The sequence below is a fragment of the Ilumatobacter sp. genome (genome assembly GCF_030065885.1).
GTDB lineage: Bacteria > Actinomycetota > Acidimicrobiia > Acidimicrobiales > Ilumatobacteraceae > Ilumatobacter.
Genome location: NZ_JASJCS010000095.1, coordinates 1 through 16,699, shown reverse-complemented (window position 1 = coordinate 16,699; position 16,699 = coordinate 1). Strand labels below are relative to the sequence as shown.

16 protein-coding genes and 1 tRNA gene are annotated in these 16,699 nt (G+C 68.1%); 13 read left to right on the top strand and 4 right to left on the bottom strand.

Features of this window, described 5'->3' with window-relative positions; genetic code table 11:
- Positions 1–58: 58 nt before the first annotated feature.
- On the bottom strand, positions 59–331 hold the full coding sequence (locus QNJ12_RS17755) for a glyceraldehyde 3-phosphate dehydrogenase NAD-binding domain-containing protein (protein WP_300624620.1): 273 nt from the start codon (positions 329–331) through the stop codon (positions 59–61).
- 155 nt (positions 332–486) lie between these two features.
- Between QNJ12_RS17755 and QNJ12_RS17750 the strand changes: the two genes are divergently transcribed.
- The 9 genes from QNJ12_RS17750 (at position 487) to rplA (ending at position 7,730) form a co-directional block, all read left to right on the top strand.
- Positions 487–921, top strand: a complete 435-nt coding sequence (locus QNJ12_RS17750) for a CBS domain-containing protein (RefSeq protein WP_300624618.1) — start codon at positions 487–489, stop codon at positions 919–921.
- Positions 922–1,276: 355 nt separating this feature from the next.
- On the top strand, positions 1,277–3,370 hold the full coding sequence (gene fusA, locus QNJ12_RS17745; protein ID WP_300624616.1) for an elongation factor G: 2,094 nt from the start codon (positions 1,277–1,279) through the stop codon (positions 3,368–3,370).
- Between the two features lie 64 nt (positions 3,371–3,434).
- Positions 3,435–4,619: an elongation factor Tu gene (tuf, locus tag QNJ12_RS17740; protein ID WP_300624614.1), complete on the top strand. Its 1,185-nt coding sequence runs from the start codon at positions 3,435–3,437 to the stop codon at positions 4,617–4,619.
- A 129-nt stretch (positions 4,620–4,748) separates the two neighbouring features.
- On the top strand, positions 4,749–4,913 hold the full coding sequence (gene rpmG / locus QNJ12_RS17735; RefSeq protein WP_300624612.1) for a 50S ribosomal protein L33: 165 nt from the start codon (positions 4,749–4,751) through the stop codon (positions 4,911–4,913).
- Between the two features lie 57 nt (positions 4,914–4,970).
- Positions 4,971–5,043, top strand: a tRNA-Trp gene (locus QNJ12_RS17730).
- A 29-nt stretch (positions 5,044–5,072) separates the two neighbouring features.
- Entirely contained in the window at positions 5,073–5,366 is a 294-nt protein-coding gene (gene secE, locus QNJ12_RS17725) for a preprotein translocase subunit SecE (protein ID WP_300624610.1), read from the top strand.
- Positions 5,363–6,355 (top strand): transcription termination/antitermination protein NusG, encoded by a 993-nt coding sequence (gene nusG / locus QNJ12_RS17720; protein WP_300624608.1) that lies wholly within the window; start codon positions 5,363–5,365, stop codon positions 6,353–6,355. Before secE ends, nusG begins: the two co-directional genes overlap by 4 nt.
- A 47-nt stretch (positions 6,356–6,402) precedes the next feature.
- The gene (rplK, locus tag QNJ12_RS17715) at positions 6,403–6,828 is read left to right on the top strand and encodes a 50S ribosomal protein L11 (protein WP_300624606.1); all 426 of its coding nucleotides are present in this window, start codon (positions 6,403–6,405) and stop codon (positions 6,826–6,828) included.
- A 206-nt stretch (positions 6,829–7,034) separates the two neighbouring features.
- Positions 7,035–7,730: a 50S ribosomal protein L1 gene (rplA, locus tag QNJ12_RS17710; protein ID WP_300624604.1), complete on the top strand. Its 696-nt coding sequence runs from the start codon at positions 7,035–7,037 to the stop codon at positions 7,728–7,730.
- Positions 7,731–7,754: 24 nt separating this feature from the next.
- Here the strand turns inward: rplA and QNJ12_RS17705 are convergent, their stop codons facing one another.
- Genes QNJ12_RS17705 through QNJ12_RS17695 form a run of 3 tightly spaced genes read right to left on the bottom strand, consistent with a single transcriptional unit; the run spans position 7,755 to position 11,559 of the window.
- Entirely contained in the window at positions 7,755–9,494 is a 1,740-nt protein-coding gene (locus QNJ12_RS17705; protein ID WP_300624603.1) for a patatin-like phospholipase family protein, read from the bottom strand.
- Positions 9,495–9,506: 12 nt separating this feature from the next.
- Positions 9,507–10,505, bottom strand: a complete 999-nt coding sequence (locus tag QNJ12_RS17700) for an ATP-binding cassette domain-containing protein (RefSeq protein WP_300624602.1) — start codon at positions 10,503–10,505, stop codon at positions 9,507–9,509.
- Between the two features lie 16 nt (positions 10,506–10,521).
- Positions 10,522–11,559 (bottom strand): ABC transporter permease, encoded by a 1,038-nt coding sequence (locus QNJ12_RS17695; RefSeq protein ID WP_300624600.1) that lies wholly within the window; start codon positions 11,557–11,559, stop codon positions 10,522–10,524.
- A 358-nt stretch (positions 11,560–11,917) separates the two neighbouring features.
- Here QNJ12_RS17695 and rplJ point away from each other — a divergent pair, with 358 nt between their 5' ends.
- The 4 genes from rplJ to rpoB form a co-directional block, all read left to right on the top strand.
- Positions 11,918–12,463, top strand: a complete 546-nt coding sequence (rplJ, locus tag QNJ12_RS17690; protein ID WP_300624598.1) for a 50S ribosomal protein L10 — start codon at positions 11,918–11,920, stop codon at positions 12,461–12,463.
- An 81-nt stretch (positions 12,464–12,544) separates the two neighbouring features.
- Positions 12,545–12,931, top strand: a complete 387-nt coding sequence (gene rplL, locus QNJ12_RS17685) for a 50S ribosomal protein L7/L12 (RefSeq protein WP_300624597.1) — start codon at positions 12,545–12,547, stop codon at positions 12,929–12,931.
- Positions 12,932–13,039: 108 nt separating this feature from the next.
- Positions 13,040–14,029, top strand: a complete 990-nt coding sequence (locus tag QNJ12_RS17680; protein ID WP_300624595.1) for a hypothetical protein — start codon at positions 13,040–13,042, stop codon at positions 14,027–14,029.
- A gap of 256 nt (positions 14,030–14,285) precedes the next feature.
- The coding region (rpoB, locus tag QNJ12_RS17675) for a DNA-directed RNA polymerase subunit beta (RefSeq protein ID WP_300624593.1) at positions 14,286–16,699 on the top strand (2,414 nt) is incomplete at its 3' end.

The following is a 16,699-nucleotide window of genomic DNA, read 5'->3' as shown; positions in this document are numbered from 1 at the left end:
CCGTCGGTGAGCGTGAACGCCCAGTAGCCGGCGGTGACGAGGGCGTAGTCGCGGACGTTCATGTCGGAGCGGTCGGTCGAACTGGCCGGTGCGCCGAGTACGAGACGTGATCGCCATCGACGACCACCGCCTGGCCGGCGACCGAGACCTCACCACCGAAGCGCCCGTGCACCGTGTCGAACTGGAGCAGCTGGGCTGCGGTGGCGACGTCGCCGGACACCTCGTTCACGTGGGCGACCGCGAGCTCGGGGTGCTTGCCGAGCGCCCGCACGACGAGTCGACCGATCCGTCCGAATCCGTTGATGCCGAGACGTGTTCGCCGGTCCGTCACGAGCGCACGCTAGGCACACAGCGGGGCCCGCTCAAGGCTTCCGCGCCGGGGTTCACCCCCCGTTCACCTGGAGTTCCTCATGGCGTCGATCGGTCCGAGTTGACACTGTTCACAGGCGCACTAAGTTCGCGGGACGGGGACACAGGGAGGGGTTGATGAACGTTCAGTCGATCATCGGGGCCAAGGGCACCGACGTGGCCACGGTCGCACAGACCGCAACCTTGCACGAGGCGATCCGGACACTCGGGGAACTCAAGATCGGCGCGCTCGTCGTGTCGGGGGACGCGCAGGCGATCGAGGGGATCATCTCCGAGCGCGACATCGTCCGCACCGCGGCCGCCGGTGGTGCCGCCGCGCTCGACGGCAGCGTCGGCTCGGTGATGTCGACCGATGTCGTCACGTGCTCGGCCAGCGACGGGGTCGATCGCCTCATGACGCTGATGACCGAGCGCCGGATCCGGCACCTCCCGGTCGTCGACGACCAGGGGCACCTCTCGGGCATCGTGTCGATCGGCGACGTCGTGAAGGCGCGTCTCGCGGAGCTCGAACAGGAGAATCGCGCCCTCGCCGACTACATCAGCGGTCACTAGAACGATCGGGCTTCGCCGGACCGACCGAGTCGGACCCGGCTCACCTCCCGAGCTCGCCGCCTCCGCTGCGCTGGCGCTCCGCTTCGGCGCTCGCCCACCCCGCCGGAGTGACGCAACCGATCGGGCTTCGCCGGACCGACCGAGTCGGATCCGGCTCACCTCCCGAGCTCGCCGACGTGAACGCGTCGCGAACGAACCGGAACGGGCGTGGAACGCTTGGATTCGGAGTGCGACCAGGGTTGTAGTCGCAGTGCAGCCGGTACACTTGACGACCGTGTTTCCGGCCGTCCGGGCGTGATCGCCAGGCCGGCCAGCCCCTTGAGAGTTCGACCCGAAAGACGGAAGTGACCTGACGATGGCCAAGCGTGAGTTTCCCCTCGAGCGCACCCGCAACATCGGCATCATGGCCCACATCGATGCCGGCAAGACCACCACGACCGAGCGCATCCTCTACTACACCGGGAAGAGCTACAAGATCGGCGAGGTGCACGACGGCGCCGCCACGATGGACCACATGGCCCAGGAGCAAGAGCGCGGCATCACCATCACGTCCGCCGCCACCACCTGCGTGTGGGACGACCACCGCATCAACATCATCGACACGCCGGGCCACGTCGACTTCACGATCGAGGTCGAGCGCTCGCTGCGCGTGCTCGACGGCGCGGTGACCGTGTTCGACTCGGTCGCCGGCGTCGAGCCGCAGACCGAGACCGTCTGGCGGCAGGCCAACAAGTACGACGTCCCGCGGTTCTGCTTCGTCAACAAGATGGACCGGATCGGCGCCAACTTCTACCGCACCGTCGACATGGTGCGCGACCGGCTCGAGGCGAACCCGCTCGTCGTCCAGCTCCCGATCGGCGCCGGCGGCCCCGAGTCGAACGAGCCGTTCATCGGCCTCGTCGACCTGGTCAGGATGAAGGCGCTCATCTGGCGCGACGAGGAGCTCGGCGCGAAGTGGGACGAGGTCGAGATCCCCGAGAACATGGTCGACCAGGCGAACGAGTACCGCGAGCACATGATGGAGGCGATCGCCACCGAGTCCGAGGAGCTGATGGAGCTGTACCTCGGCGGTGAGGACGTGCCGATCGACCTGATCAAGAAGGCGATCCGTCAGGGCACGCTCAACATCGACTTCATCCCGATCCTCTGCGGGTCGGCGTTCAAGAACAAGGGCGTCCAGCCGATGCTCGACGCCGTCATCGACTACCTGCCCTCGCCGCTCGACATCGAGCCGGCCAAGGGCACCAACATGCGCGGCGACGAGGAGGTCGAGCGCGGCCCGCAGGACGACGCCTTCGCCGCGCTGGCCTTCAAGATCGTCGCCGACCCGTTCGGCAAGCTGACCTACTTCCGCGTCTACTCGGGCGAGGTCAACAAGGGTGACGAGATCTACAACTCCACCAAGGAGAAGCGCGAGCGCCTCGGCCGCATCCTGCTGATGCACGCCAACCAGCGCGAGGACCTCGAGGTGGCGATGGCGGGCGACATCGTCGCCGGTCTCGGCTTCAAGGAGGTCACCACCGGTGACACGCTGTGCGATCGCGACAGCCAGGTCATCCTCGAGCGCATGGAGTTCCCCGAGCCGGTGATCCACGTCGCCATCGAGCCGAAGACCAAGTCCGACCAGGACAAGCTCGGCAAAGCGCTCAAGTCGCTCTCCGACGAGGACCCGACGTTCCGCATCCGCACCGACGAAGAGACCGGGCAGACGGTCATCTCGGGCATGGGCGAACTGCACCTCGAGGTGCTCGTCGACCGCATGATGCGCGAGTTCAGCGTCGAAGCGACCGTCGGCAAGCCGCAGGTCGCGTACCGCGAGACGGTCACCAAGATCGTCGAGTCGCACGAGTACCGGCACATCAAGCAGTCGGGCGGTTCCGGCCAGTTCGCGGTCGTCAAGCTGAAGGTCGAGCCGAACCCCGGGAAGGGCTACGAGTTCGACGACAAGATCACCGGTGGCCGGGTGCCCCGCGAGTACATCCAGCCGACCAACCAGGGCATCCAGGCCGGCCTCGAGTCGGGCGTGCTCGCCGGCTACGGCATGGTCGACGTCAAGGTCAGCCTCGTCGACGGCCAGTACCACGACGTCGACTCGTCCGAGATGGCGTTCAAGATCGCCGGTCAGGCGGGCTTCAAGGAGGCCGCCGCCAAGGCCGGCCCGGTGCTGCTCGAGCCGATCATGGCGGTCGAGGTCGTGACGCCCGAGGAGTACATGGGCGACGTCATCGGTGACCTCAACAGCCGCCGTGGCCGCGTCGAGGGCATGGAGGCCAACGGCAACGTCCAGCAGATCAAGTCGCAGGTCCCGCTGTCCGAGATGTTCGGCTACAGCACCGACCTCAGGTCGCGGACCCAGGGCCGTGCCACCTACACGATGCAGTTCGCCCAGTACCAGCAGGTGCCGACGGCGATCGCCGACGACATCGTGAAGCGAGTCCGCGGCGAGTGATCGCCAGCACGAATCAACCAATCATCATCGATCAACGAGAAAGCACCGTCAGAGGTAGAGAGCAATGAGTAAGGCGAAGTTTGAGCGTACGAAGCCGCATGTGAATATTGGCACGATGGGTCATATTGATCATGGGAAGACGACGTTGACGGCGGCGATTTCGAAGACGTTGGCGGAGAAGGGGTTGGCGGAGTTCTCTGCGTTTGACACGATTGATAAGGCGCCGGAGGAGAAGGCGCGGGGGATCACGATTTCGATTGCTCATATCGAGTATGAGACTGAGGCGCGGCATTATGCGCATGTGGATATGCCGGGTCATGCGGATTACATCAAGAACATGATCACGGGTGCGGCGCAGGTGGATGGTGCGATCTTGGTGGTGGCGGCGACGGATGGTCCGATGCCTCAGACGCGTGAGCATGTGCTGCTGGCGCGTCAGGTGGGTGTGCCGTACATCGTGGTGGCGTTGAACAAGGCGGACATGGTCGACGACGATGAGCTGTTGGAGTTGGTGGAGCTCGAGATTCGTGAGTTGTTGAACGAGTACGAGTTCCCGGGTGATGATGCGCCGATCGTGGCGGTGTCTGCGTTGCAGGCGTTGGAGGGTGACACCGAGGCGCAGGGTCAGGTGATGGCGTTGATGGATGCCTGTGACAGTTACATCCCTGAGCCGGAGCGTGATCTGGACAAGCCGTTCTTGATGCCGATCGAGGATGTGTTCACGATCACGGGTCGTGGGACGGTGGTGACCGGGAAGGTGGAGCAGGGTGTGATCCACACCGGTGATGAGATCGAGATCGTCGGGTTGCGGGAGACGCAGAAGACGACGTGTACCGGGGTGGAGATGTTCCGGAAGATTCTCGATGAGGGTCAGGCTGGTGACAACATCGGTGCGTTGTTGCGGGGGACGGACAAAGATGATGTGGAGCGGGGGCAGGTGTTGTGTGCGCCGGGCTCGATCACGCCGCACACGAATTTCGAGGGTCAGGTGTATGTGTTGACCAAGGAGGAGGGTGGTCGTCACAAGCCGTTCTTCAACAACTACCGGCCGCAGTTCTTCTTCCGGACGACTGATGTGACCGGCACGATCGAGTTGCCCAGCGGGACCGAGATGGTGATGCCGGGTGACAACGTGGTGATGACGGTCGAGTTGGGTAAGCCGATCGCGATGGACGAAGGCCTGCGGTTCGCGATCCGTGAAGGTGGCCGCACCGTCGGCGCCGGCCGCGTCACCAACATCATCAAGTGACGACCATCATCGAGTAACGACACGAACGAGACGTTCTGGGATGGAGGTGCGCCCGGGCCGGTCAGCCGGCTCGGGCGTCCCTCGTCCGGGACCACGAGCAACGACAGCGAGCGAAGCGAGCGAATTGAGATGCCCAAGTCAGACAAGCGGGTGAAGATCACCCTCGAGTGCACCGAGTGCAAGCGGCGCAACTACATCACGATGAAGTCGAAGGTCAACGACCGTGAGCGCCTCGAGATGAGCAAGTACTGCAGCCACGAGCGGAAGCACACGCTCCACAAGGAGACGCGCTGACCCGTTCGGCTGGGGGGTGCGCCTCGGGAGTCGCTGGTACGCTGGCGCTCCCATCCGAGGGCAGTAGCTCAGTTGGTAGAGCATCGGTCTCCAAAACCGACGGTCGGGGGTTCGAGTCCCTCCTGCCCTGCCCAGACGATCGATCAGTAAAGAGAACTCATGTCACTCGATGATCTCAACCGCGAACAGAAGCGCTTGCTGAAGCGCCAGGGCGCCCTCGACGAGAAGGGCGCGCCGACCCGCGCGCCTCGGCAGCAGCCGACGCGCGAGCGGGTGGGCCCGGCGCAGTACCTGCGCGAGGTCCGCGACGAGATGCGCAAGGTCGCCTGGCCGAGCCGCCCCGAGGTCGTTCGCTACTCGATCATCGTCACCGCGACCGTCGTCGCCTACACCGCCTTCGTCGGCGGGCTCGACTTCGGCCTCCAGTACGTCGCCGATTGGTTCTACACATGAGCGATCAGACCACCCACGACCAGGCTGCGAGCCACGCCGAACCGGTCGCCGAGGCCCCAGCCGGCACCGAGTCCGAGGCAGCGCCCGACGAGACCGCGGCTCCCGAGCCGTCCGCCGCCGACCTCCTGCCGGTCGGTGACGCCGCCGTCGACACCGACGACGACCTCGAACCGGCCGCCGAGGCGCACGCCGAGCCGTCCCCCGACCTGCTGCCGGTCGGCGACGCCGTCGTCACCGGCGACGACGAGGACGTGACCGCCGAGCCGGTGGTCACCGACGATGCCGGCGAGGCGCCGGCTGCCACCGACGAGGCAGCCGCCGAGCCGGCTGGCGGCGACGATGCGCCGATCGAGTCCGACGACGGCGCCGAGGTCATCTCCGAAGCAGAGGCGCTCGCCCCTCCGGCCGACGAGGTCGAGGAGGACGATCCGTGGACCCGTCCGGGTTCCTGGTACGTCGTCCACACCCAGTCGGGCTACGAGAAGAAGGTCACCGCCAACCTCAACGCCCGGGTGCACTCGATGAACATGGAAGATGCGATCTACGAGGTCGTGATCCCCATGGAAGAGGTCGTCGAGTTCAAGAACGGCAAGAAGCAGACGGTGCAGCGCAAGGTCTTCCCCGGGTACCTGCTGGTTCGGTGCGAGATGACCGACGAGTCGTGGTATTGCATCCGCAACACCCCTGGCGTCACCGGGTTCGTCGGACAGAGCGACCGCGGTCAGAAGCCGACGCCGCTCCGGCGCCGCGAGGTCCGCACGTTCCTGTCGACCAAGGGCGCCGGCGCCGAGGCCGACGCCGCACGACCCAAGCCCAAGCTCGACTACGAAGAGGGCGAGAGCGTGCGCGTCAAGGAAGGCCCGTTCGCCGACTTCCTCGGCACGATCGCCGAGATCAACGCCGACCACATGAAGCTGAAGGTGCTCGTCAACATCTTCGGACGCGAGACGCTGGTCGAGATGGACTTCAGCCAGGTCAGCAAGCTCTGAGCGACCGGCATTCGAGCACCCCCTGAGATAGAGAGAACGACACCACCATGGCAAAGAAGAAGGTCGCCGCGATCGTCAAGATCCAGATCGAGGCCGGCAAGGCCAGCCCGGCCCCGCCGGTCGGCACCGCGCTCGGCCCCCACGGCATCGCGATCATGGACTTCGTCAAGGCGTACAACGCCAAGACCGAAGCGCAGGCCGGCACGATCGTGCCGACCGAGATCACGATCTACGAGGATCGCACGTTCGACTTCATCCTCAAGACGCCACCCGCACCGGTGCTGATCCGCAAGGCCGCCGGCCTCGAGAAGGCCGCGAACAACCCCGGCGCCGAGACCGTCGGCACCATCAGCGAGGCCGACGTCGAAGAGATCGCCAAGATCAAGATGCCCGACCTCAACGCCAACGACATCGAGGCGGCCAAGCAACAGATCCGCGGCACCGCCCGTTCGATGGGGATCGCGGTCGCGTAGCGACTCGGCCTCACTCGCTCACTTCGCTCGCTCCGTTCGGTCCGAATGAGCGCCGCCCGTGGCGAGATCGTCGAGACCGGACCGGCCAAGCCGGTCCTGGGGCGCTCGGCCCCTCGGACCCAACGTTCGACACCAGGCCATCACAACCAACAGCTCGGCCCCGGAGGACCTCGCCGGGGGAGCTCACACAACGAGGGAGACACATCATGTCCGGCAAGAAGTACACCGACGCGCTGAAGCGCTACGACCGCGAGCAGTTCTACAGCCCGTCCGAGGCGCTGCAGATCGCCAAGGCGACCGCCAGCGCCAAGTTCGACGAGAACCTCGACATCGTGTTCCGGCTCGGCGTCGACCCGCGCAAGGCGGACCAGATGGTCCGGGGCACGGTCGCGCTCCCGTCCGGCACGGGCAAGGACGTCCGCGTCGCCGTCTTCGCTGCCGGCGAGGCCGCCGATGCAGCTCGCGAGGCGGGCGCCGACGTGGTCGGCGCCGACGACCTCGCCGCCGAGGTCGAGGGCGGCAAGATGGACTTCGACGTGGCGATCGCCACCCCCGACATGATGCCGTTGGTCGGCCGTCTCGGTCGCGTGCTCGGCCCTCGTGGCCTGATGCCCAACCCCAAGACCGGCACGGTGACCACCGACGTCGGCAAGGCCGTCGAGGAGTTCAAGGGCGGCAAGGTCGAGTACCGCACCGACCGGTACGGCAACGTGCACGTGCAACTCGGCAAGGCGAGCTTCGACCAGGACAAGATCGACGCCAACTTCCGTGCGGTGCTCGACGAGATCCAGCGCGCCAAGCCGGCGTCGGCGAAGGGCCGCTACATCAAGAAGATCACCGTGTCGACCACGATGGGCCCCGGCGTCCGCATCGACACGAACCGCCTGAAGGGCGAGGACTGACCGCGCGGCTCGTCCGTGCGCCGATCAGACGGTGACCACACCCGTCTCGATCGCACGAACGCCCGCCTCGTAGCCGCGCTGCACGATCTCAGCGGCGCGCTTGGTGTCGGTCAGACCGAAACCACGAACGTCCGGGGTGATCAGCACGTCGGCGAGCTCGCTCGACTCGTGACGTCCGAGCTCGGTCAGACGCATCATCAGCTTCGCCAGCGAGGCGCCGCTGTCCGGACGGCGGCGCAGCCGCTGCCAGCCGTTCACGATGCCCGAGTCGTCGAGCCCGCCGAGGTCGATGTCGGTCGGGTCGCCGACCTCCACCTCGATCAGGCGTGAGCTCCCGTGCCGCTCGCGAGCCAGAGCGATCGGGAGGTTGGCGGTCAGGCCGCCGTCGACCAGCAGGTGGCCGTCGATCGCGACCGGTGGGAACAGGCCGGGTACCGAACCACTCGCCCGCAGTGCGCGCCACAGGGGGCCCCGGTCGTGGACGTACGGCGTCGCGGTGACGAGGTCGCAGGAGACCGCGGCGAAGTCGACGGCCAGGTCCTCGATGTGTCGCCCGTCGCCGAGCTCGCGGAGGCCCTCGGTCATCGTCCGCCCGGACATCAGCGACACCTTGGGCGGGTTGAAGTCCCGGCGCCATCGCGCCTCGTCGAACCACTGCGTCATCTGCCGCTGAGCGTCGGCCGGATCGTCGACCCGCGCGAGGAGCCCACCGACGACCGCGCCGGCACTCGTCCCGACTATCGCGTCGATCGGCACACCGGCCTCCTTGATCGCCCGCACGACCCCGAAGTGGGCGAAGCCCCTGGCTCCGCCGCCGCCCAACACCATCACCGTCGCCGTGCCCGTCAGGCGCCGCGCGAGCCGGCCGATGTCGGCGGGGCACGACCGGTCGACGTTGTGATGGCTCTCGATCGTGCGGGTCTCCAACCACGGCCCGCTCCGAGGGCGGCCGTCGTGCAGCATCACGAGTTGGGTCGGCACGTCGGCGAGTCGCGCGCGGCACCGATCGTCAGCCTCGACCGGGGTCCGGCCCGCCGAGCCGTGCGCCGCGGCCACGAGGAGCACGCGGTCGGCATGTCGAAGGCAGAGGCGGGTCCACTCGGTCGGCCCCGCGTCGGCGACGAGGAGCGAGACGTCGACCGAGTTCTCGACGTCGAGGAGGTGGGCGGCCGGGTGCCCGGCACCGGCGACGTCGGCCCGTCGGAGCACGGCGACGGCATGCCCGCCGAGCTGGCCGGCGATCGCTCGCGCCAGCCAGTCGGCGTCCGTCGGGTCGTCGGTGGGCAACAGCACGATCGTGGCGGGCAGTGCGGGCCGCGGCGGCATGACCATCGCCGTCCGGAGCCGGTTGACGACGACTGATGCGAACGGCCTCAGCATCTCCGGATGGCGTTGGATCAGCCGGCCGAAGTCCTCCGCAGGCAGTCTGAACAGATCGGTGTCGCGCATCGCCCGGATCGTCGCCGAGCGGTCCTCGTCGGTGATCACGGCCATCTCGCCGACGACCTCGCCCTTGCCGATCTCGCCGACGGGCACGTCCTCGCCGTCCGGTCCCGTCATCGTGGCCCTGAGGCGTCCGTGGCGCACGATGTACAGCTCGTCGGCGTTCTCGCCGGCGGACATCAACGTCTCGCCGGTCGTCAGTCGGAGACCGCTGAACGCATCGAGCAGCTCCGCCCGCACGTCGCCTGACAGCGATTCGAACAGCCCGCAGGCGTCGACCGCCCTGACCACGTCGTCGCGAGCTGCGTCGAAGGCCTCCATCGCGCCCGTGCCTCAGACCGCGGCGTCGTCGGGCGCATCGGTCCGGATGAGGTCGCTGAGTCGCTCGGCGCCGACGTGTTCGCGGAACTGCTCGGGTGTGTACCCGACCACGACGGCGGCGCCGTGCGCCCGTGCCGTGGCCGATCGCGGGAGGCCGAACAGCGGGCCCATCTCGCCGAAGTGCTCGCCGGCCGGCAGCGTGGCCAGCTCGACCTCGCCGCCGTGGCCGTCGTCGCGCACGATGTCGATCGAACCCGCCTCGACCACGAAGATCCTGGCCGCGTGCGATCCCTGCTCGAACAGCACCTCGCCGGCCGCCAGCTCGGTGCGTGCCGGCGCGGCCCCGTCGTCACCGAACCGGGGCACCATCTCGACGATCTGGTCGGCGAGCGGCAGCAAGCGATCGTCGTGGGTCGCCACGACGACCACCCGACCGGGCGAAGCCAGCTCGCGCAGCAGCCGGAGCACGCCTTCGACCTGGACGTAGTCGAGGCTCGCCGTGGGCTCGTCGGCGATGATCAGCGGCGGGTCGTGAGCGATCGCCCTGGCGAGCGAGACGCGCTGCTGCTGACCACCCGAGAGCGCCGCGGGCCGGTGGTCGAGACGGTCGGCGAGGCCGACGTGGTCGAGCAACTCGGTCGCTCGCGCCCGCGCCTCGCGCGCGGCGATGCCTGCCGCCCGCAGCGGGGCCATGACGTTGGCCAGGGCCGTGAGGCTCGGCACGAGATTGAACGCCTGGAACACGATGCCGACGTCGCGCTGGCGGTACTGCGATCGAGCCCCACCCCGCAGGGCCGCGACGTCAGCGCCGGCGAACCGGATCGATCCGCTGGTCGGCGTGAGGATGCCGCCGAGGCAGGAGAGCAGCGTCGTCTTGCCACACCCGCTGGGCCCGAGCAGGACCGCGAGCGATCCGTCGGCGATCGACGCCGAGAACCCGTCGAGCGGCCTCACGGCGTACCCGCCGGCATCGAACTCGACGGTCAGCTCGTCGATCACGAGGTGCGACATCGCCACGCCTCCTCGCTCATCCGAACGCCTGACTCGGGTCGACCCTGATCGCTCGACGCACGCCTGCGATGCTCGACAGCACGGCGATCACGACGGCGACCGGGATGACTGGCCACGCCACCCGCACCGGGAGGCTGAGCAGGCCCGGGTAGATCGGCTTCATCGCGTGCGCGAGCCCGACCGACGAGACACCGGCGATCAGCCCGACGAACGCGGCCTGGAGGGCGAGACCCAGCACGAGGTCGGCGTTCTTGGCGCCCGTCGCCTTGAAGATCGCGAAGTCGCGCACCCGCTCGAGCGCCGCCAGGTACAGCACCGCCGCCACGATGACCACCGCCAGCGCCCACAACGTGACCTTGAACGAGTCGATCGAGCGCTTCGCGTCGGCGGTACGGCTCAGCACGTCGTCGAAGGCCTGCTCGCGCGGCTGGACCTCGACGCCCTCGGGCAGCCCGCTGAGCTCGCCCTCGCCCTCGATCGCGATCGCCGTGGCCACGTCCTGGCCGTCGGCGAACAGGCCGAGCGCCTGCTGGCGGTCGACGAAGAGCGCTGCGTTGGCGATGTCCCAGGTGGCGTGCTCGGTGCGGCCGACGACGGTGAACGGTTGGCCTGCGAGCGTGAACCGGTCGCCGAGCGCGAGCTCGACGACCTCGACGTCGGCAAGCGCTTCGCCGGGCCCGCCGATGGCGCGGCCCTCGACGACGCGGAGACCGGGTTCGTCACCGTCCGAGCCGACGACGATGACGCCGGCCGGTTGGCCGTCGACGAGGATCGCGTTGGGGGCGAGGAAGACCGGTCGTGCCACCGCGCCGGCCGTTTCCGCGATGTCGCCGAGCGAGGCCGGCAACGGCGTCGTCGAGGTCATCGGCCCCGAGCTTCCGGCAGCCACGAGGTATCGATCGCCGCCGAAGACGTCGAGCAGACGCTCACTGCGCAGACGGAAGCCCTCGGAGAACGCGCTGAGCAGCAGCGTGATCGCGAGCACGAGCGCCATGCCGAGCCCGATCACGAGGAATCGCTGCAGGCGAGCGCGGAAGTCGGGCCATGCAACCATCCACACGAATCCCCATGTCGGCATCCGGCCCCCCGCCGTCGGTCGCGCCTGCCACCGTGATCGTCCAGGCGTCGGACGAACTGTAGCGAGCCGGTGCCGGCCACCTGTGATGGGCCGGTCTCGACGTGGAACCGTCGTCGTCCAGCGGTAGATTCACGGGCTGACATAGTGGTTGCTCGCCGAAGACCGCTGGCTCGCCGATCCTCGTGGGGAGGCGGAGAATGGGTTCGCCCCACCAGCCGAGGTGTACTCCTTCGAAGACCGGGCCTGCGGGCCTCGCTCCTCGTGGTGTCGCCTGTCGGATTCGAACGATGACGACGCGAGCCATGAGTAGAAGCGAGAGGAGGTGTACACGAACGTGACTGATACCGCTACCGAGAAGAGGGCGCCCCGCCCCGACAAGGTCGCCGTGGTCGAGGAGATCACCGCCAAGCTGAACGACGCGCAGGCGGTGTTCGTGTCCGAGTACCGCGGGCTGACGGTGCCGCAGCTAGCCGGCGTGCGAAACGCACTGCGTCCCAGCGACGCCGAGCACGTCATCTACAAGAACACGCTGACCCGGCTGGCCGTCCGCGAGGCGGGCATCGAGGGACTCGACGAACATCTCGTCGGGCCCACGGCGCTGACCTTCGTCACCGGCGACGTCGCCGGTGCGGCCAAGGCGCTGCGCGACTCGGCCAAGACGCTCCCGGACCTCGTCGTCAAGGGCGGCGTCCTGGGCGAGGTCGCCCTGTCCGCTGCCGACGTCAAGGCGCTCGCCGACCTGCCGTCGCGCGAGGAGCTGCTGGCGAGGTTCGCCGGCGCACTGCAGGCGCCGCTGGTCAAGACCGCCGGCCTGTTGCAGGCGCTGCCCCGCAACTTCGCCTACGGCCTGTCCGCCCTCATGGAGAAGCAGGCCGCGTAGGCGCTTCCCCGACCAACCCGTTCCGACCAATCCATCGCAGCGCCGAGAGGCGCACATCTGTTCAACAAGGAGAACACCACCATGGCCACCAAGGAAGACATCCTCGACGCCATCAGCAACATGACTGTCATCGAGCTCAAGGAGCTCCTCGACGCGTTCGAAGAGAAGTTCGAAGTCACCGCAGCCGCTCCGGTTGCCGTCGCAGCCGCCGGTGCGCCGGCCGCTGGTGGCGGTGACGAGGCCGCCGCCGCCGAGCAGGACGAGTTCGACGTCATGCTCACCGAAGCCGGTGGCCAGAAGATCCAGGTGATCAAGGCCGTCCGCGAGCTGACGAGCCTCGGCCTCAAGGAGGCCAAGGACCTCGTCGACGGTGCCCCGAGCGCCGTGATCGAGAAGGCCGACAAGGACGGGGCCGAGGCCGCCAAGGCCAAGCTCGAAGAGGCAGGAGCCACCGTCGAGCTGAAGTGACGCGGCGACGGTGGCGCTGAGCGTCGCCCGACGCCGACGAATCACGGGACGAGCCCCGGGGACGACCCGGGGCTCGTCCGCGTCCCCGGCCCGGGTCAGACTGGTGCGATGCGATCGTTTGCAGTGGCACTCGCGCTGTTGTTGGTCTCGTGCGGCGACGACGGCCCACGGGACGCCCAGCTCGAGCTGAGCGTCGTGGCGGACGGCTTCGAGGGGCCGACGCAGATCGCAATCGCGCCCGACGGGCGCCTGCTCGTCGCCGAGCTGAACGGCGGCGAGCGCGACGGTACCGGTCGGGTGGCCGCCGTCGATCTCGACGATCCCGACCGGCGGGAGGTGCTCGTCGACGGCCTGTTGACGCCCACCGGCCTGGCCGTCGCCGACGGTCGGCTCTGGATCATGGAGCAGCGCCGCCTCACGGTCGGCCCCCTCGGCGGTGGCACCGATCGGACGGTCGTGCTCGACGCACTGCCGTTCAATGGCCGCTCGCAGGGCACGATCACGCCGCTCGCGGACGGCTCGATCCTCTACGACACCTCGGGCCGGCGCGAGGGCGACGGACTCGCGTCGGGGTCGGGCACCCTGTGGACGCTGACCGGCCCCGATGCGGCGCCGGTCGCCTACGCGACAGGGTTCAAGCACGCCTACGCACACGTCGTCGGCCCGGACGACCGGCTCTGGGTGACCGAGATGTCGGACGGCCGTCTCGACGGAACGGTCCCGCCCGACGAGCTCGTCGAGGTGATGGTCGACGACGACTTCGGCTATCCGCGCTGCGTCGGCGACCGAATCCCGGTCGCCGAGCTCGGCGCGACCGACGCCACGTGCACCGACACCCCTCGTTCGCACGCGATCTTCCCGGCGGGGGCCACGCCGACATCGGTCGTCGTCGCCCCGTGGGACCCCGGCACGTTGCTGGTGGCGCTCTGGAACCGGGGCGAGATCGTGGCGGTCCCGATCGCCGCCGACGGCCGCCCCCACGCCGGCGAGGTGCTGATCGACACGGTCGAACGGCCCCAACACCTGCTCGTGGCGGGCGATCGCGTCCTGGTCACCGATCACGCCACCGGCCGGGTTGTGGCGATCACCCCCCGCTGACCTGGGCCTTCGTCGCCGGCGCGGCCGAATTCCTTGACACGGCGAGCCGGTTTCCTTACCGTGTGGGCCAATTCGGACACCAGGCCGGGAGGCCGGGTGTGCCGATCCAGCGAATGCACCGTTGCGACGGTTGACGATCCTGTGACGATCGGGATAGGATCGCCTGTTGCCGTGTGTCGCCCTGACTCCCCACCGAACTTCGGTCGGGTTGTGGCGCGCCCGCAAACCGACCGTGCCGACAACATCGAGGTGATCTGTGGCTACTCGCTCGACCTCCCGTGAGCGTTACTCGTTCGCGAACCTGGACGAACCGCTCGAACTGCCGGACCTCATCGCCATCCAGCGTGAGAGCTTCCAGTGGTTCCTCGAGGAAGGGCTGGCGAACACCTTCCGCGACATCAGCCCGATCAAGGACTTCTCCGAAGCCCTGCAGCTCGAGCTCGAGTTCGACCCGTTCGACGAAGACCTGCGCCCGCCGCCGAAGTTCTCGGTCGAGGAGTGCAAAGAGAAGGACATGACCTACAGCGCGCCGGTCTTCGTGCGCGCCCGGTTCATGAACCGCAACACCGGCGAGATCAAGGAGCAGACGGTCTTCATGGGCGACCTGCCCGCGATGACCGACAAGGGCACGTTCATCATCAACGGCACCGAGCGCGTCGTCGTGTCGCAGCTCGTGCGCAGCCCGGGCGTCATCTTCGAGCCCGGCGAGCGCTACCGCCTGCGCAACCTCACCAAGCACCAGCTCGTCAAGGGCACCATCCACCCGTACCGCGGTGAGTGGATGGAGTTCGACGTCGAGCACCGCCCCGGCAAGGACGTCACCTGCGGCACCCGCGTCGCCCGCAAGCGTCGGCTGGGCATCTTCACCCTCCTCCGCGCGTTGGGCTACGACGAGGAGAACGCACCGGGCTTCCTCGATCGGTTCGTCGCCGAGTTCGACTTCCTCGAGGGCCAGTGGGACAAGGAGCGCGACGTCGCGCCGACCCGCGACGAAGCCCTCGTCGAGATCTACAAGCGGGCGCGACCCGGTGAGCCGCCGACCGTCGAGTCGGCCAAGGCCTACTTCCGCAACGCGTTCTTCGAGAACCGCCGGTACGACCTGAGCCGCGTCGGCCGGTACAAGCTGAACCGCAAGCTCGGCGCCGAGCTCGAGAAGATCGGCGACCAGTTCGGCCTGCTCGGCGCGGTCAACACCGAAGGCGAGCCCCTGCTCGACCTGCCCGAGGACGGCCAGCACGTGCTCAGCCGCTGCGAGGTGCTCGCGGCGATCACGTACATGCTCAACCTGGTCAAGCAGGAGCCGGGCTACCGGCTCGACGACCAGGACCACTTCGCCAACCGCCGCATCCGCTCCGTCGGCGAGCTCATCCAGAACCAGGTCCGCATCGGCCTGAGCCGTATGGAGCGCGTCGTCCGTGAGCGCATGACGACCCAGGACGTCGAGGCGATCACCCCGCAGACCCTGATCAACATCCGCCCGGTCGTGGCGGCGATCAAGGAGTTCTTCGGCACCTCGCAGCTGTCGCAGTTCATGGACCAGGTCAACCCGCTCTCGGGCCTCACCCACCGCCGCCGCCTGTCGGCGCTCGGCCCGGGTGGTCTCTCCCGTGAGCGCGCCGGCTTCGAGGTCCGCGACGTCCACTTCAGCCACTACGGCCGCATGTGTCCGATCGAGACGCCCGAGGGCCCGAACATCGGCCTGATCGGCGGACTGTCGACGTTCGCCCGCGTCAACGAGTTCGGGTTCATCGAGTCGCCGTACCGCGAGGTCAAGGACGGCAAGGTCACCGGCAAGATCGTCTACATGGCGGCCGACGAGGAGGAGAACTACGTCGTCGCCCAGGCCAACACGCCGCTCAACGACGACGGGACGTTCGTCGACGACCGCGTGCTCGTCCGCCGGTCGCCGCAGGCGGCCAGCCTCGACGACCTCCGCAAGATGCTCGAGCAGGAGAGCTTCTTCGGTGCGACCACCGACATCGGCTACGTGCCGCCCGTCGAGGTCGATTACATGGACGTCTCGCCGAAGCAGATCGTGTCCGTGGCCACGGCGCTGATCCCGTTCCTCGAGCACGACGACGCCAACCGGGCGCTGATGGGCGCCAACATGCAGCGCCAGGCCGTGCCGTTGCTGCGGGCCGAGGCGCCGTACATCGGCACCGGCATCGAGAACCGCGCCGCCCGTGACGCGGCCGATCTCGTCCAGGCGGCCGACGACGGCGAGGTGATCGAGGTCACCGGCGCATCGATCACCGTGCAGTACAAGAACGAGGGCAAGCGCACGTACGGCCTGTCCAAGTTCCGCCGCTCCAACCAGGACACCTGCATCAACCAGCGGCCCCGCGTCGTCGAGGGCGACAAGGTCAAGAAGGGCGCGATCATCGCCGACGGCCCGTCGACCGACCACGGCGAGCTGGCGCTCGGCAAGAACCTGCTCGTCGCGTTCATGCCCTGGGAGGGCTACAACTTCGAGGACGCGATCATCCTCTCCGAACGGCTCGTGAAGGACGACGTGCTGACGTCGATCCACATCCACGAGCACGAGGTCGACGCACGCGACACCAAGCTCGGCCCCGAGGAGATCAGCCGCGACATCCCCAACCTGAGCGACGACATCCTCGCCGACCTCGACGATCGCGGCATCATCCGCGTCGGCGCCGAGGTCGGGCC

Excerpts from the sequence above, each read along its gene's own strand:
- QNJ12_RS17750 (WP_300624618.1), top strand. The coding sequence starts at position 487 with ATGAACGTTCAGTCGATCATCGGGGCCAAGGGCACCGACGTGGCCACG.
- rpmG (WP_300624612.1), top strand. The coding sequence starts at position 4,749 with ATGCCCAAGTCAGACAAGCGGGTGAAGATCACCCTCGAGTGCACCGAG.
- QNJ12_RS17695 (WP_300624600.1), bottom strand. The coding sequence starts at position 11,559 with ATGGTTGCATGGCCCGACTTCCGCGCTCGCCTGCAGCGATTCCTCGTG.
- QNJ12_RS17700 (WP_300624602.1), bottom strand. The coding sequence starts at position 10,505 with ATGTCGCACCTCGTGATCGACGAGCTGACCGTCGAGTTCGATGCCGGC.
- rplK (WP_300624606.1), top strand. The coding sequence starts at position 6,403 with ATGGCAAAGAAGAAGGTCGCCGCGATCGTCAAGATCCAGATCGAGGCC.
- QNJ12_RS17705 (WP_300624603.1), bottom strand. The coding sequence starts at position 9,494 with ATGGAGGCCTTCGACGCAGCTCGCGACGACGTGGTCAGGGCGGTCGAC.
- rplL (WP_300624597.1), top strand. The coding sequence starts at position 12,545 with ATGGCCACCAAGGAAGACATCCTCGACGCCATCAGCAACATGACTGTC.
- QNJ12_RS17680 (WP_300624595.1), top strand. The coding sequence starts at position 13,040 with ATGCGATCGTTTGCAGTGGCACTCGCGCTGTTGTTGGTCTCGTGCGGC.
- nusG (WP_300624608.1), top strand. The coding sequence starts at position 5,363 with ATGAGCGATCAGACCACCCACGACCAGGCTGCGAGCCACGCCGAACCG.
- fusA (WP_300624616.1), top strand. The coding sequence starts at position 1,277 with ATGGCCAAGCGTGAGTTTCCCCTCGAGCGCACCCGCAACATCGGCATC.
- rplA (WP_300624604.1), top strand. The coding sequence starts at position 7,035 with ATGTCCGGCAAGAAGTACACCGACGCGCTGAAGCGCTACGACCGCGAG.
- tuf (WP_300624614.1), top strand. The coding sequence starts at position 3,435 with ATGAGTAAGGCGAAGTTTGAGCGTACGAAGCCGCATGTGAATATTGGC.
- secE (WP_300624610.1), top strand. The coding sequence starts at position 5,073 with ATGTCACTCGATGATCTCAACCGCGAACAGAAGCGCTTGCTGAAGCGC.